Below are 16,081 nucleotides of genomic sequence, written 5' to 3'. Positions count from 1 at the left end.
TAGTTATGTTATTCAAAGATTTTATAGAAAAATCTTAATGAGGAGGAAAATATTATGTCATTATCAAAAGATGATATTATTAAAGCATTAGAAGAAATGAAATTATCGGAATTAAATGAATTAGTAAAATTAATTGAAGATCATTTTGGTGTTGTAGCTGCAGCAGCAGTTGCTGCTGTTCCCGCAGAAGCAGGAGCAGCAGCTGGTCCTTCAGAGGTTAATATTGTGTTAACAGACACAGGACCAAGTAAAGTTGCAATTATTAAATTAGTTAAAGAAATTACTGGAAAAGAATTAATGGCAGCAAAAGCAATTGTTGATAAATTACCAGCAGTAATTAAAGAAAAAGTAAAGATAGAAGAAGCAGAAGAAATTAAAGGACAATTAGTAACTGCTGGAGCTTCAGTTGACCTTAAATAATTTAATTTTCTTAAAAAAGCAAAATTAGCACTTTGCTTTTTTTGTAAAATATTACTATGTAAAAATATAGGAGTGGAAAAAAATGTTAATAAATTTTTTATCTAATATTACTTTTAATAGATTTATTAACTTTATAAATAATATCTTTTCATCAATTTTTTTGAATTTTTATTTTTTAATTATTAGTATTTTAATCCGCATTAGTTTTTTAAAAACAAAATCTATTAAAAATATTAATAACACCTTTACTAAATTTGCAATTATTAGTTTTATTTTTACTTTTATTAGCAATTTATCAATTTTGCTTGTTCTTAATATTTTTATTCAATTTTCTTTTGGATGAATAGAAAGAACAACAATTAATTTATTAAATTTTATTTTTTTATTATTTGCTATCTTTCTTAGCACAATTGTAATTAATAATTAGCGTAATGGAAGTAAAACAAATTTTTCGGAGATTATCGTTTGGTTTTATTTTGTTATTATTGTGTTTAATTTTAAATTTATATTTTATTGAAAATATAAATGATATTAAATTATCAACAATTTTTAAAAATATTTTTATAATTATTTTACTTTGAATTTATTTTTGAAATGTTGTTTTAATAAATAAAAATAATGCTAAAACACAAAATCATAAAAAACAATGATGATTTAAAATATTTTGTTTTAGCAATTAAAAATAATTGTTTGAGTATGGATAAGCCAATTAAATATACAACAATTTTTATTAATGGTTATAAGCAGGTAATGATAATTTAATGTTATCTGCTGACTTTTAAATTAATGATTTTTATAAAAATTTAATAAATATAAAAGGAGTGAAGGAAATGAAAAAAATACTTTCTATATTAGAATGTTGAAATAAAATTTACTTTTGATTATAAAGCAAATAAAGTAAGTAATATTATTTTTACTGATCTTAATAAAAGTGCACCAATTTTTTAAAATAATGGTTTATATTGTTTCAACGTTAATAATGAAGCTTTTCAAACTTCTGTAATTTGACAATTATATGATCATAAAGGTTATCTTTTTAATCAAAATAAGATTAATTGGATTATACATACTATTAATTTAAAAATAAGGCGTTGTTTAAATTGAAAAACACCTCATGAATTATTTTTCAAATATATAAAATAAAAATTTTAAAATTTAGTAATAAATTCCTTTTTAGTTTGCCTAATTATTCTAAAATGAAGTCAAATTAAAAAAACAATTTCAAACCGTTGCATTATTTTAAAATAGTGTTATTATTCTATTAATAAGTGCTTGGAAAATCCTAATTGCTATTACAATATGCATTATGGAAAAACAATAGGATAACAAGTTTATGAATTATTTATGTATGTTAATTCATTATAAAGTAGTATTATGAAGAAGTTATTAGAGTCATTATTTAGTAGGAACTATCTTATTTGGAAATATTAGTCCGCTTATTGCTTGCAAAAATACACAATAAGAGAATCTTAATTTTGATTTAGCACAAATTAATGAAACAGTATTTCAAAATTATTCATGAACAGTTGATCAAATGTTAGGTAGTGAACTTGGCGAGTTTCAAACTTTGCTGAGTACTATTCTTAAAATTATTCAAATTAATTTTGAAGAAATTGATCTTTTTAAAATTAATGTTGATATTTATTATGGATATCATACGACACCTAATTCAAATTATTTAATTGACTTTAGTGCTGTACGAAACTTATTACCAATTACTTATTTTTCAATTCATATTACACTAAATAATTATGGTCATTACCAAAATGAAAAATGAATTACAATTAATACTAATGTTGATTTAACTGAATTAAATATTTTAAAAAATAGTGTCTTATTTTATTCTGATAATCCAGTTCCATTTGATAATGCTAAATTAATAGCAGGATTTGTACAAAATATTAATAATATTTTTCAAACGGAAGAAGGATACGAGGAGATTGTAGCATATTATTATAAAAACAAAAAAATGTGAAATGACAATAATCCGTTACCATTTGGATTCTTTAACTTGGAAATTAAAGTCAAAAAAGATAGTAGTAACTTTGTTAAATTTGATGCATCAAGAGCAATGTTAATATTTAATTCCACAGTTGTTGAAAGTAATTATAAGGTAATCCTAGAAAGTAAAGGATTTAGTTTTTATAAAAAACCAGAGTTTTTATCAGTTTGAAGTGTTTCTATTGACAGTAATGATTTTAATGCTAAAGACTGAAGAAATATTGATTGGAAACCTATTGTTAACAAAACATATGCTGGAACAACAACTATTGCGGAAGTTGTTAATGATGTAACTGATTATTTAATTAAGTGATCAGCACATGTTCATAATTCACATTTTATGCAAGCAAATGATGTAAATGTTGTTTTGAAAAAAGGTGAACAGCCGAATGACTTAGATTTGTGGTCACCAACAACTCAACTAAAAAATTTATGAAAGAGTGCTGACCATGGGGGATTACCATATGTTTTTGCCTGATTTAAAAGTATCAATAAAAATTATCTTAAAATTAATCCTGCAGCCGGAACTGTTGGGATACATGCTTCTTTTAACATTACTTAAGGAAGGAGAAAAGTATGACAGATTTAGTATCTTTAAAATATTTTATTTCTTCTTTTTGGTAGTAGTTGAGAAGGAATTTATTTATTAAAACATTTTAAAAATAAAAAAATAGTGAAAGTTGAATCGCTAGTAAATTATTTTATTTTTTATTAGTTGTTATTAATATTGGTTTAATTATAAATGTATTGCAATTGTTTTTATTATTTTTAACATCATATTTTACTTTTAGTAATAATTATTTGCAGAATAAAGATTATTGTCACGAAAGATTTTTTATGCTATCACAACAGCTATTAGTATTTTTATTTTATTCTTTATAATAACTTATTTATATCAATGAAAAAAAATTATTTATTTTAATCGCCAAACATTAAAAAGTATTTTTAGTGAATATGACTTGAATGATAACCAAGTTAAAGTGTCTATTTTTAACAATATTAGTTTGTTTCAGTTTCTAGATAAATATTTAATTTGTAAAACAAATAGTAAATTTTATAATAAAATTACAACTTTTTTTAATTGTAAAATTCAAGAAAATAATGATAATTTACAAATTTTACAAATGAGAATATTACTATTGAAATATTATTCACCCAAAAAAATTAGTTTTTTCTTAACAAAAAAATTAGATTTTCAAAAGTTCTGAACGTGGTTAGTGTTTGAAAAGAATCTTAAGATTACTTTAATTGTTGTTAAAACCGTTCAAATTCTTTTGACTTTTCATATTTTTTTATCTGGTATTTTTCAATGAAAAATCAAAGAATTGATTGTTTATAATTATAATAGAACAAATTATTCATTAAACCCGAATAACATTATTTATATTTTGAGTATCCTTACTATTGTTTGCTTTATAATTGAGTTTTTGCTGGAAAGTGTTATTTGCTTAATAAATTGGATTAATAAAAATGATAGTGCAATTACAGTTAATTTTTTAAAACTTATCATGTTAATTACTAGTCTTGGGTTATTTAGTTATTTTTTTAGTAGTTTAAATTATTATGTTCAATATTTAAATTTAAAAAATAATAATTTAATTACAAATCCTATGTTAATTGTTGAGCGATTATTATTTTGATTACAAAAAGATTATATTCTAGGTATGGGACTTTTCTTATTATTTACCTTATTTTTTAGTAGTTTTAGTTTAATCATGGATTACTATACTTTAATTCGAATTACTTTAGGTACAAAAATTGGAAAAGAAATTAGCCATGAATATCATTTTCAGCAATTATTTCAAAAAAAATGTACTAAATAGTTATTATTTACTATTTAATAATTTAAGAGTATAATTACTATATGGGGATGTTCCGGTTTCGACAGGAATGATCTACTAATATTGGCAGTAGTTTCGCAGACTATAATGCTACTAGGTTTGAAGAAACGCAAACAAAAAACAAAAAGAAGACAAAATTGAAATGCAAGCTTTTATGATGAACAATCAATTAGCAGGATCAATGTTAGCAGCTTAATTCCTCGCTGTTAGAGGATTGCTAGCCGTAATAGTATTTAATTGTAGATTATTAACTATTATCGTATCTCAAGTCTTAATCTAATAGAAATTCTAATTGATAATGTTAGAATTTTGAAATTCTTATTATCTAGTTATTTAATTAGTTGTCTAATCCTATTATTAAATAATGAAAAAAAGATGATTAGACTAAACTGTAGAAGATATTAGAATGTTATTTGTGGACGCGGGTTCAATTCCCGCCATCTCCACCATTTTTTATTTTTATTAAAAATAAGGTAGAAATTAAAAGAAACTTGTTTTGTCATAAATAAATTATTAGATTCAAGAAATTATTTATGAGAATTTTAGTTTCTTTTTTAAGTTCAAAAATATTTTTAAAAGGAATGATATAATAAAAAAAGTACAAGGTTTGTTAAAAGAGGTGGAAGTAAGTGAGTAATATTTTAAATATTATTTTTGTATATTTATTATTTATAATTATTTTTTCTATCATTTATATTTTTACATGAGGTTTAGTGCGTAATTCTTTTGCTCGTTTTTCAATTTATTATCAAGTTGTTATTGGTGGTGTTTTTGCAATTTTGGTTATTATTGCCCAAGGATTAATCCCATTTTTTGTGCCACCAAAAACTGGCGAAACCAATACAATGATTGCTATTAATATTTTTTTGCCAATAATAGTTTGTTGAATGATAGGTGTTTTTATTTCTTGCTTTGCCACAATTTTATATACGATTATTATTTTTACTTTTCTTTTTGCTCTTTTACCATTTTTAAATAATAATTATTTTTTACCTTTGACAGGTACTCCTAATATTATTATGATTTCAGTACTTTATGTTTTAACCCTTCTAATTGTTTTTGTGAGTTGGTATTTTAAATGAACAAAATGAACTAGATGGTCTTTATTGACATTAACAGGATTCATTACGACTTCAATTATTGTTTTAGCACAATCAAAAAGAATGGCTATTTCAGAAAACTTTGTAAGTGAATTATATGTTTTAGTGTGAATTGCAATGACTTATTTTGCTTATAGTATTTGTGGTATTATTGAATTAATTTATGTTCATGCAATAAAATTACAAAATATTATTGAATATGACCGCAATAGTTATGTTCGTGAGGCTTTAGCACATGATGCTATTTATAATTTAATTCATAAGAATAAGATTCGTCGTGGAATTTATTTTACTTTTATGATTAATAATATTGAAAAACTAGATAAATTTCTAAATAGTAATGTTAAAAATAAAATTATTGATCTTATTTCTCATCAAGTTTTTACACTATGAAAAGAACAAAATGTTTTATTTTTTAAAGCAAGTTTAAATCATTTTGGAATTTTTCTTCCCCTTGATCAAATTGAAAAACCTGATATTAGTAGTATCTTATTACATAATAAAAGTAAGTTACGACCAGAAACTGATTTGTTAAAACAATTTGAAATTTTATTGCGACAAGTTAATACGACTTTTATTTTAAAAAATTATAAAATAATTGTTAAATTACAAGGATATGCTTCATTATATGGATTACAATCAAATAATTTAAATAAGTTAAAAGAATATAATATTGCAACAGCAGATAATCGGTTAAATCTTGAATATTCAAATCAAATTTTTTTTATTGATCCAGAAAATATTAAAAAATTGTCAAACCAAAAACGTAGTATTTTAGCTTTAAATGAACATATTCAGTTAGAAAAAATTGTTAGTTTATATTCTCCAATTATAAATGTAAATGATGGCCTTACATTAGCATATCATTATAGTAGTAATTTAGTTGATGGGGTTAATAGTGATTTAATATTTGGAAAAGATAGTAATACTTTTTGGGGAATTGTAAATGAAACAATGCTAGCTCGTTTTAATGCGGCATTAAATATTAAAAATTTTCATAAATTAGATAATTATTTAGAACAAAAATTATTCATTACTTATCCATCTAGTTTTATTAGTAGTGATCAGTTTAATTTAAAAAAATTTGCAACAAAATTAATTGAATTAAAAGTAAAACCTGGTAATTTAATTTTAACTTTTGATTTAATGGAAACTGGCTTTGATCCTGAAAAGTTTAAAAAAAATTTAAATACAATTAAAAATATTGGTATTGAAGTTGCTGTTAAAAATTTTGGAGCAATTGATACGGAATTAAATAGTTTGTACTATTATGAACCTAATTATGCTGTTTTTTCTCCAACAATTATTCGTGAAATGTTTATTCATTTGCATTATCAAAATTTAATTAAAGAATATATTATTTTAGCAGAAAAACTTGATATTATTTTAATTGCACCACAAGTTAATAGTTATTTAGGATATAGTAAATTAAAAGAACTAAAAATTAATTATATGTTTGGTTCATTATTTGGAACTTATGATGAACCACAAAATGAAATTGGTAATGAGATAAAAATAGCTTTATTAAAAAACAGTCGGAAAGGATTTAAAGATGAGACTAAGAAATAAACCTTGAGCAACAGAATATATTATGGAGAATCTTACCTTTGCAATTCAAAATCCAGAATATTATAAGGGGCAATGGGGAAAAATGATTTTTAAAAATAATAATCCCTTAAATATTGAAATTGGTTCTGGGAAAGGGGATTTTATTATATCATTAGCAAAAAAATATCCAAATCAAAATTTTTTAGCAATCGAACGTTATCCATCAGTTTTAGTTTTAGCTTTAAAAAAAATAATTGCTGAAAATTTATCTAATTTAAAAATAATTGTTTTTGATGCTATTTTTTTACTAGAAATTTTTGCACCTAAAGAAATTAATAAAATATATTTAAATTTCTCTGATCCTTGACCAAAAGTGCGTCATGAAAAACGTCGGCTAACAAATAAAATATATTTAGATTTTTATCAAATTATTTTACAAGATAATGGTGAAATTCATTTTAAAACGGATAATGATCAATTATTTACTTATTCATTAGAATCATTTAAAGAAAATAATTGAAAAATTGTTGATTATACAACAAATTTATATCAGAGTCAGTATGCGGAAAATAATGTTCCAACTGAATATGAACGACGCTTTGTTAAGTTTGGAAAAAATATTAATTATTTATATGCTCGGAAATAATTATAATGATATGTTAAATATTTATCAACTAATTTAATTTTATTAATTGGGAATTTAATAATAATATCTTTTGTTTCAAAATAAGGAATTAATTCCGCTTTTTTTTAGGTTTGTTTTAACACTATTAGCATAAGCGCGAATTAATCCGCCAGCTCCTAATTTAATTCCCCCAAAATAACGAATAACTAAACACACAACATTAGTTTGCCAGAAGTATTAGTTGGTTCGCCATCATCACTTTTTCGAATAATATTTTGATTTTTCCCAAATAATGTAGGCGTAACAGTTATGAGCAGCGTTTGGCTGTTGATTTGTTTTAATAAATTGAAGTGCATCATGTTCGGAAGTAACTTTTTGCAATAAACAAAGGAAGCGTGATTTTTTAATATTTATTTCATTAATAATTAATTTAGTTTATTTTAGTTCTTGCAAGTTTTTCACCTTCCTTTTTATCTTTATTTTATCTTCATTATATTATCTTCCCCCCCTTTTTTTGTTATAATTATTTTACAAAAAACCAAAATTAATAATTTACTATAATAAGAGGCAATAGGAGAAAAGGGAATGTGAATAAAATATGCAGTTGGTTGAGGAGAGTTCTTTGATAATGAGATTAAAAAACCTTATTTTAAACAATTGTTAAAGAACATTGATAGTGAATATCAAAATAAACTTTGTTACCCTGCAAAAACAGATATTTTTCGTTTGTTTACATTAATTGAGCCTAATGATATTAAAGTTGTTATTATTGGACAAGATCCATATCATGGTCCAGGCCAAGCAAATGGTTTAGCTTTTAGTGTTAATGATGGTATTAAAACTCCGCCAAGTTTAGTCAATATTTTTCATGAATTAAAAAAAGACTTAGGTGTTGATCATTATGCTAGTGGTAATTTAGACCATTGAGCTAAAAAAGGTGTTTTTCTATATAATACAATTGGAAGTGTTGTTGCCAAAACGCCTTTAAGTCATAAGGATATTGGTTGAACTAATTTTAGTCAAAATTTGATTATTTATTTAAATGAGATTCGTAATGATATTGTATATGTTTTATGAGGCAATTATGCAAAACAGTATGGTAAATATATTTTGAATAAAATTAATATTATTAAGGGGGCACACCCATCACCTTTTAGTTACAATTTATTTAAGGATCAACAATTTTTTGTAAAAATTAACGATTTACTTTTAAAAAATAAAAAAAACATAATTGATTGAAAAATGTAATGTATAATTGATATATGTAAAATATTGACAGGACAAGAGAATTTATTTTATTAATATAGATTGTGGGGATATTATGGGTCTACTAACATCATTTAGTGATATATCAAAAATCTTATATAGTAATAAAATGGCATATATTGCTAGTGGTGTTATTGGTGCTCTTTTTATTATTTATTGTATTTATAATGGTTTATATTATTTAATTAATCCTAAACGTTATCATGGTATTCGTTTTACAACGAAAAATATTGCGTATATTACAATGTTATCAGCAGTTTCAGCAACAGTTACTATTATTATTTCAATAACATTACCAATTACGGTTTTTCCTCCTGTGCGGATTGCTTTTGAAGGTTTAATGGTTAAAATTAGTGGATTTATTTTTGGACCAATTGTTGGACTTTTATCGGGTGTTGTTACTGATTTAATTGTTATGTTATTTGTTCCTTCTTATTTCCATGTTGCTTATATTATTGTAATTGCTTCATATGGATTTTTATCAGGTTGTGTATCTTCAATTAATCGTGCCGTTGGTAAGCATAAATGAGTTTTATTTATGTTAACAAATATTTTTATTTTAATTTTTGGAACTTTTGCTGGAGTAATGACATGATATTCACCATTTGAAACCATTACATTATTTGCTGGATTGGAAGTTAGCAAAATTGTTTTAAGTTATATTATTGGTTTTGGAACAGGGGGAACTATTATCATTATATGAATTATTATGTTTGTTTATCGTCATTTTGATAAAACAAAAAAACGTTATTGAGATTTAGTTGCTATTATTATGCTTGCTGTTGTTAATGAATATTGAGTCACCACCTTGATATCCGCCTGGGGGGATATCGCCTTTTTAACGGTGTCACAGAATAAAAATGGTGGAACGGATGGTTATGGGGTAACTATGATTACGCGATTAGCAATGGCACCAATGAAAGTATTATTTAATTCGGCAATTATTTATATTACATATCGGGCTGTTTCCCCATTAATTCATAAAGATACTAATGCAAATTTACAATATTAAAATAAAAATAACTTTTATTGAAGTTATTTTTATTTATCTATATATAATAATATTAGAAGTTATAGAATGGAGATGAAAATAATGAAAGTGAATTCACAAATTAAAAAATTGATTGATTTGGAATTAAAACGTCAACAAAATCATGTTGAATTGATTGCGTCAGAAAATTATGTTAGTGAGGCAATTTTAGCTATTACAGGCTCAATTTTAACTAATAAGTATGCTGAAGGATATCCATTTCACCGATATTATGGAGGATGTGAATATGTTGATCAAGTTGAACAATTAGCAATTGATAAGGTTAAGGAGTTATTTCAAGCTGAACATGCTAATGTTCAACCACATTCAGGTAGTCAAGCAAATGCTGCTGCTTATTATGCTTTGCTACAACCACGTGATACTATTTTAGCAATGGATTTAGCAGCAGGTGGTCACTTAACCCATGGTCATAATGTTAATTTTTCTGGTCGATTATATGATTTTCGTAGTTATCAAGTTGATAATACAACCGAAATGTTAGATTATAATGCAATTGAAAAAATTGCAATTGAAGTAAAACCAAAATTAATTGTTGCTGGAGCCAGTGCCTATTCACGTGAGATTGATTTTAAAAAGTTCCGTGCAATTGCTGATAAAGTTGGAGCCTTATTAATAGTAGATATGGCTCATATTGCAGGATTAATTGCCGCTGGTTTACATCAATCCCCAATTCCATATGCTGATGTTGTTACTTCGACAACACATAAAACATTGCGTGGACCTCGTGGGGGTTTAATTTTATCAAAGCAAAAATGAGCAAAAAAAATTAATAGTGCTGTTTTCCCAGGTAATCAAGGTGGACCATTAGAACATGTTATTGCCGCAAAGGCACAATGTTTTTTAGAGGCATTGCAACCAGATTTTAAAACATATCAAGCAGAAATTATTAATAATGCAAAAGTCCTAGCAGAAACATTAAAATCAAATAATCTGCGTTTAGTAGCTGATGGAACAGACAACCACTTATTAATGGTTGATGTTAAAAGTAGTTTAGGAATTTCGGGGCAAATGGCGGAAGAAATTCTACAAAAAATTGGTATTATTTGCAACAAAAATATGATTCCATTTGATAAAGAATCATCGATGGTTACTAGTGGGATTCGGTTAGGAACAGCAGCTATGACAACACGTGGTTTTGGGAGCAAAGAATTTAAACAAATTGGAGAAATAATTTATAATGTTTTAAAAGAACCAACTGAAAATAATATTGTTAAATATCAAGAAGAAGTAAAAAACTTATTAAGTGATTTTCCAATTTACTTAACTTGAAAATTACAAGAGTAATTAAATTTAGAAATAACAAGTTAAAATATTGATTATCCTATTATTTTTAGTTATAATATTATTGCTTTATACATTAGACCCTGGTACGGAATGATGTGAGGAGGCAGTGACATGAAACAAACAACTATCTTAAATTCAACTAAAGTTGAAAAAAAATGATATGTGATTGATGCTCAAGGTCTAGTTTTAGGACGTTTAGCAAGTAAAGTTGCAATGATCTTAAGAGGAAAAAATAAACCATCTTATACTCCACATGTTGATTGTGGTGATAATGTTATTATTCTTAATGCTGATAAAATTAATTTATCAGGAAATAAATTAAAGGGTAAAATGTATTATCATCATTCACAACATCCCGGGGGATTAAAACGAACAACAGCAAAGGATATGTTAGTAAAAAAACCAATTTTTCCTGTTGAACACGCAATTAAAGGAATGTTACCAAAAAATAAATTAGGAAGTAAATTATTCCGTAATTTATTTGTTTATGCTGGTAATGAACATCCACATGAAGCACAACAACCAATTAAATTAGAATTAACTAATAAATAAAAGGAGAAAATATGGCAAAAAAACAAGAAGTTATATATCGTGGTACAGGAAGAAGAAAATCTTCTATTGCCCAAGTTGTATTGACTCCTGGTAAAGGGAATGTTGTTGTGAATGGGAAACCAGCATTAGAGTTTTTCCCATATGCAACATTAGTGCAAGATTTGGAACAACCTTTAGAGATTACTGGTTCAAAATCAGAATTTGATATTTGTGTTAAAGTATCTGGTGGTGGTTTTACCGGACAAGCTGGCGCAACAAGATTAGGAATTGCAAGAGCCCTAGTTGAAGCGTCACAAGATTATAAAACTTTATTGAGACATGCTGGCATGCTAACTCGTGATGCTCGTATTAAAGAACGAAAAAAATATGGGTTACATGGGGCTAGAAGAGCACCGCAATATTCAAAAAGATAGATTTCAAAAAAGTACATTTTGCTTTGCAATGTACTTTTTTAATTTGTTATCTAATATAAGTTTAGTATAATTATTATGTAGATAAGAGGGTGAACAAATGACATTGATAGAATTTACAATTCAGGGTGATAAATATAATAATAAGAATTTATTGTTAAATTTGTATTTTTTAACAAATCCAAAAAGTAAATTTACTGATGATGATGTTAAAAACCTTCGGTTAAAAAATATTACAACAGTTCAAGGCCTAGATACTTTTTTAAAGCATAATATTTGTATTGCTGATTTTTTTGTTTGTTTAATTAATGATCAGGCAAAAATTAAAAAAGATAAAAAAGGATCAGAAAAGAAGCTTTATGATATTTTAATTCGTTTTAAATCAATTACTTTGCTAGATCAAATGTTCGATTCAAACTTATCATTAACAATCTTAGGCGATATTGATCCGGAAATTGGCATTGTTAATGTTAAAAATATTTTTTTAACAGCAATGGAAAAGAGAAAACAAGAATTTGAAACGTTAGCTACTGGAGTAGTGCTTGAAATTGCTGATAATTTTCGGATTGATGAAGCAAAATTACGAACTATTTTTGATTCAAATGTTATGGCAAATATGAAATTTTTGACTTCATCTTTTGCTAAAGAAAAAGAACGATGGTTACAATATTTACGCTTTCAAGAACAAAACTTAGAATATAAGCGTCATAATTCTTGTTTATATTTAAACAGGAAATTAACAGAATATATTAAAATTCCAAAAACAGTTCCAATTGGTGAAAAATTTCATGATGTAAGATTTTTATCACATAATTTTTGATATGTTGATAAAAAATTTTTTACTAATAAAAATTTAACAATTAGTCATTTATTTGAAGAAATAATTATTGTAGAATTAGAACTATTGTTGGATAATTTAGATAAATATTCAATATTAAAGAAATTAAACAATTTAAGTCTTGCTAATTTACAAATTAATCGTACATATCAAAAAGATGCTCCATTAACACTATTTTCTTTTAATTTTAGTGAAAGTTATGTTCAAGATGGAGCAGATATTTATGATTTAGGGATTAATATTTCTGAAACAAAAATGCAGCAAAAAGATATCTATGATTTTAAAAAAGAATTAATCAAAATATATATGCTTGAAAATAATATTATGCAAGAAAGTGATATTGACCATGAAACAATTAAAGTAACTATTAATCAATTAGAGCAGTATCAAATTGTTAATTGCTTTTATGAAATAAAAAATGAGGATGAAATATCATTTAATGAATTAAATAAAATGATACCTTCTTATGGTTATTTAACTTATATTGGAAAAGGGGACTCAACTTTACTTCGACGTAGTAATGTTATTTTAGATAAAATTAGCAAAAATGATGTTGCAAATCCTTATTTAATTAATTATATATTTAATATTGAAGATATTAAATTAAAGACACAATCTAACTTAATTATGGAAGAACAATTAATTTTTGCTTCAAATAATTTAAATGGAAATCAGCAGAAAGCAATAACAAAAGCCTTAAACTCACAAGATATTTTTTTACTGCAAGGTCCACCAGGGACAGGGAAAACTGAATTTATTGCTGAATTAGTTTATCAATATGCTAAATTAGGAAAGAAAGTTTTAATTTCTTCACAAAATCATACTGCAATTGACAATGTTTTAACAAGATTATTTAAAACACCTTTATTGATTCCTTTACGCTTAACAAGTGATGAAGTTCGTAAAAAAAATCGTTTTAATGATTTTAATCCAGATAAATTAATTTTTAATAATTATCGTTTTATTTATGCTCATTTATCACGACAATATTTAACAAAATGAGATGGAATTGGAAGTGATTATGAAAATCAAAAATATGAACTACAAAAATTAAAAGCAAATGCTAAAATGTTAGAAAAAGAAATTAATGATTACAATCATTATACTCAAAAGTTAAATACATTAGTTACTGAGCGAGAAACAATCATTAATCAAAAATTGCAATATTTAGATTATAATCGAAAATTAACAATTGATATTAATAATATTCGTAATCTATTAGATTTCTTAGTTAATATTAATTGAGCTGGAATAGTTACTTCAACTCCGGATCTTGTCCGATTATTTAATAAACATTTTGGGGAGTTGTTGCAAAAAAAAAATGGATTTCAAATTGATGATTCATATTCATTAACAGAAACATACAAAAAACTATTAACAATTACTACTGATAATAGGTTGTTAAGGGATAAGGAGATAGAATTAGCAACATTAAAACAAGTTAGTCAAGACTTACGTGATGATGATTGAATGGAACAATTAACTGCTGTTCAAAATGAAATTTTAGAATTAAAGAATCAAGTTACATTAAAACAAGAAAATATTGTGTTTCAAAAGGAACAAGAAGCATTTAAAAATGACCTTGAACAATTATTACATCAATATGAAGAACAAAGTGTTATTAATCAAAACAAAATTAGTGAAATTAATGAAGATAAATATGAGCAAGAAATTTCTTGTTTAGAAATTGAAATTGGAACATTAAATCATAAAATTAATGTTCTAAAAGTTGAAGTTGAAAACATTGTTAATAGTATTAATACAATTTTTAATTTAAATTTAGTAGTAAAAGATATTAGTGGAACAATTAATGAAATTGATAAAGAAATTAATAAAATTGAACAGGACCTTAATTTTGTTCTACAAGAAAAAGCAACAAAGTTTAATTTTGTAAATAATATGATTACCTTTTTAAATAAAAATTATCAGATATCAGATTTTTTAACACAAGAGAATATTGAAAATAATCATTTCACAGCGGCGATGGAACGAGATACAATTAATTATGCTAATCAATTTTTACAAGAAAGTGTCAATGTTGTTGCAATGACTGCGACTTCAAACCAATCATATGCACAAAGTAAAAATAAAGTTTTACGGGATTATAATATTTCTGATATTGATATTAAAAAATTTGCTTTTGATGTTGTTATTATTGATGAAGTAAGTAAGTTAACACCAATGGAAATTTTTATGCCATTAGTATATGGTAAAACTGTTATTTTAGTTGGTGATTATCGGCAATTGCCACCACTTATGCCATATCAAGAAGAAGATGTTGCGTTAATTAATGAAATTTATGACCAAAATTATAGTTATAATGATTTTTTAGAATTAGTAACTAATTCATTATTTAAAAAAATTATCTCAAAATGTGATGATTCAGTAAAAGAAATTCTAATTAATCAATATCGTAGTCATGAAGATATTATGCGAATTGTAAATGTTTTTTATGAAAATCAGTTGCAGTTAGGTGATAAAACTAATCAAAATAATGAAAAACAACATTATATTACTGTTGAAAATAAAGATGGTATAAAAATTTTTGATAGTAATAAAGCAATTTATTGAATTGATTCATCAAAAGATAAAACTAATATGAATTTTGTTTATGAACAAGGTGAAAGTGGTAGTACGAGTCTTTTTAATTGATTAGAAGTTGATTTAACAATAAAAACATTAGAATTAATTGAAGCAGGATATAATAATTTAAAAGTTAAATTAAAAAAACAACCTAAAGTTGCAGTTATTAGTTTTTATAGTCTACATGTTAAAAAATTACGAAGAGCTATTAAAAGTTTAAAATTTAAAAATATTAAAGTAGAAGTTTCAACAGTTGATGATTATCAAGGACGAGAAACCGAAATTGTTATTGTTAATACAGTTCGCAATCCTCGTAAGCAATTAAATTCTAATAAAGAATTTATTAAGAAATACGAACGGTTAAATGTTGCATTTTCAAGAGCAAAAAATATGTTAATTATTATTGGAGCAGTTAGTTTTTTTACTAATATTGATGTTGAAATTCCAACAATTGCTAATCCAAATATTACAAAAACAATTAAAGCATATTATGAAATTTTACGAATTATTGATAGTTATGGTCTTGTTTGAAGTGCAAAAGATTTATTATAATAAGAATTCG

At 24.8% G+C, this 16,081-nt stretch carries 12 protein-coding genes, 1 other RNA gene and 1 pseudogene; 13 read left to right on the top strand and 1 reads right to left on the bottom strand.

Annotated elements, in window-relative coordinates; all coding sequences use genetic code 4:
• Positions 1 to 54: 54 nt before the first annotated feature.
• From rplL to trmB, 7 genes are all read left to right on the top strand, one after another.
• Entirely contained in the window at positions 55 to 420 is a 366-nt protein-coding gene (rplL, locus tag SDAV_RS10555; RefSeq protein WP_114565522.1) for a 50S ribosomal protein L7/L12, read from the top strand.
• Positions 421 to 502: 82 nt separating this feature from the next.
• A complete protein-coding gene (locus SDAV_RS13695) occupies positions 503 to 847 on the top strand; it encodes a hypothetical protein (protein WP_245938415.1) in 345 nt (114 codons plus the stop codon).
• A 1,107-nt stretch (positions 848 to 1,954) separates the two neighbouring features.
• A complete protein-coding gene (locus tag SDAV_RS10545) occupies positions 1,955 to 2,983 on the top strand; it encodes a hypothetical protein (protein WP_245938414.1) in 1,029 nt (342 codons plus the stop codon).
• A gap of 256 nt (positions 2,984 to 3,239) precedes the next feature.
• Positions 3,240 to 4,244: a hypothetical protein gene (locus tag SDAV_RS10540; RefSeq protein ID WP_245938413.1), complete on the top strand. Its 1,005-nt coding sequence runs from the start codon at positions 3,240 to 3,242 to the stop codon at positions 4,242 to 4,244.
• Between the two features lie 43 nt (positions 4,245 to 4,287).
• Positions 4,288 to 4,711, top strand: a transfer-messenger RNA (tmRNA) gene (ssrA, locus tag SDAV_RS10535).
• A 180-nt stretch (positions 4,712 to 4,891) separates the two neighbouring features.
• On the top strand, positions 4,892 to 6,931 hold the full coding sequence (locus SDAV_RS10530) for an EAL domain-containing protein (RefSeq protein WP_114565521.1): 2,040 nt from the start codon (positions 4,892 to 4,894) through the stop codon (positions 6,929 to 6,931).
• Positions 6,915 to 7,556: a tRNA (guanosine(46)-N7)-methyltransferase TrmB gene (gene trmB / locus SDAV_RS10525; protein ID WP_114565520.1), complete on the top strand. Its 642-nt coding sequence runs from the start codon at positions 6,915 to 6,917 to the stop codon at positions 7,554 to 7,556. The genes SDAV_RS10530 and trmB overlap by 17 nt, the downstream gene beginning before the upstream one ends.
• Before the next feature lie 54 nt (positions 7,557 to 7,610).
• Here trmB and SDAV_RS10520 read toward each other — a convergent pair.
• Positions 7,611 to 7,916 (bottom strand): annotated as a pseudogene (locus SDAV_RS10520) (YigZ family protein).
• Positions 7,917 to 8,120: 204 nt separating this feature from the next.
• Here SDAV_RS10520 and SDAV_RS10515 point away from each other — a divergent pair.
• From SDAV_RS10515 to SDAV_RS10490, 6 genes are all read left to right on the top strand, one after another.
• On the top strand, positions 8,121 to 8,783 hold the full coding sequence (locus tag SDAV_RS10515) for a uracil-DNA glycosylase (protein WP_114565519.1): 663 nt from the start codon (positions 8,121 to 8,123) through the stop codon (positions 8,781 to 8,783).
• Between the two features lie 73 nt (positions 8,784 to 8,856).
• Complete coding sequence (locus SDAV_RS10510; RefSeq protein ID WP_114565518.1) at positions 8,857 to 9,813, top strand: hypothetical protein; 957 nt, start codon at positions 8,857 to 8,859, stop codon at positions 9,811 to 9,813.
• 81 nt (positions 9,814 to 9,894) lie between these two features.
• A complete protein-coding gene (gene glyA / locus SDAV_RS10505; protein WP_114565517.1) occupies positions 9,895 to 11,136 on the top strand; it encodes a serine hydroxymethyltransferase in 1,242 nt (413 codons plus the stop codon).
• Positions 11,137 to 11,247: 111 nt separating this feature from the next.
• Entirely contained in the window at positions 11,248 to 11,688 is a 441-nt protein-coding gene (gene rplM, locus SDAV_RS10500; RefSeq protein WP_114565516.1) for a 50S ribosomal protein L13, read from the top strand.
• An 11-nt stretch (positions 11,689 to 11,699) separates the two neighbouring features.
• A complete protein-coding gene (gene rpsI, locus SDAV_RS10495; protein ID WP_114565515.1) occupies positions 11,700 to 12,101 on the top strand; it encodes a 30S ribosomal protein S9 in 402 nt (133 codons plus the stop codon).
• Positions 12,102 to 12,198: 97 nt separating this feature from the next.
• Entirely contained in the window at positions 12,199 to 16,071 is a 3,873-nt protein-coding gene (locus SDAV_RS10490; protein ID WP_114565514.1) for an AAA domain-containing protein, read from the top strand.
• Positions 16,072 to 16,081 lie beyond the last annotated feature (10 nt).

The sequence above is a fragment of the Spiroplasma phoeniceum P40 genome (assembly GCF_003339775.1).
GTDB classification, from domain to species: domain Bacteria; phylum Bacillota_I; class Bacilli_A; order Mycoplasmatales; family Mycoplasmataceae; genus Spiroplasma; species Spiroplasma phoeniceum.
Note: the sequence above shows the minus strand (reverse complement) of the source record. Positions and strands in the feature narration are given on the sequence as shown.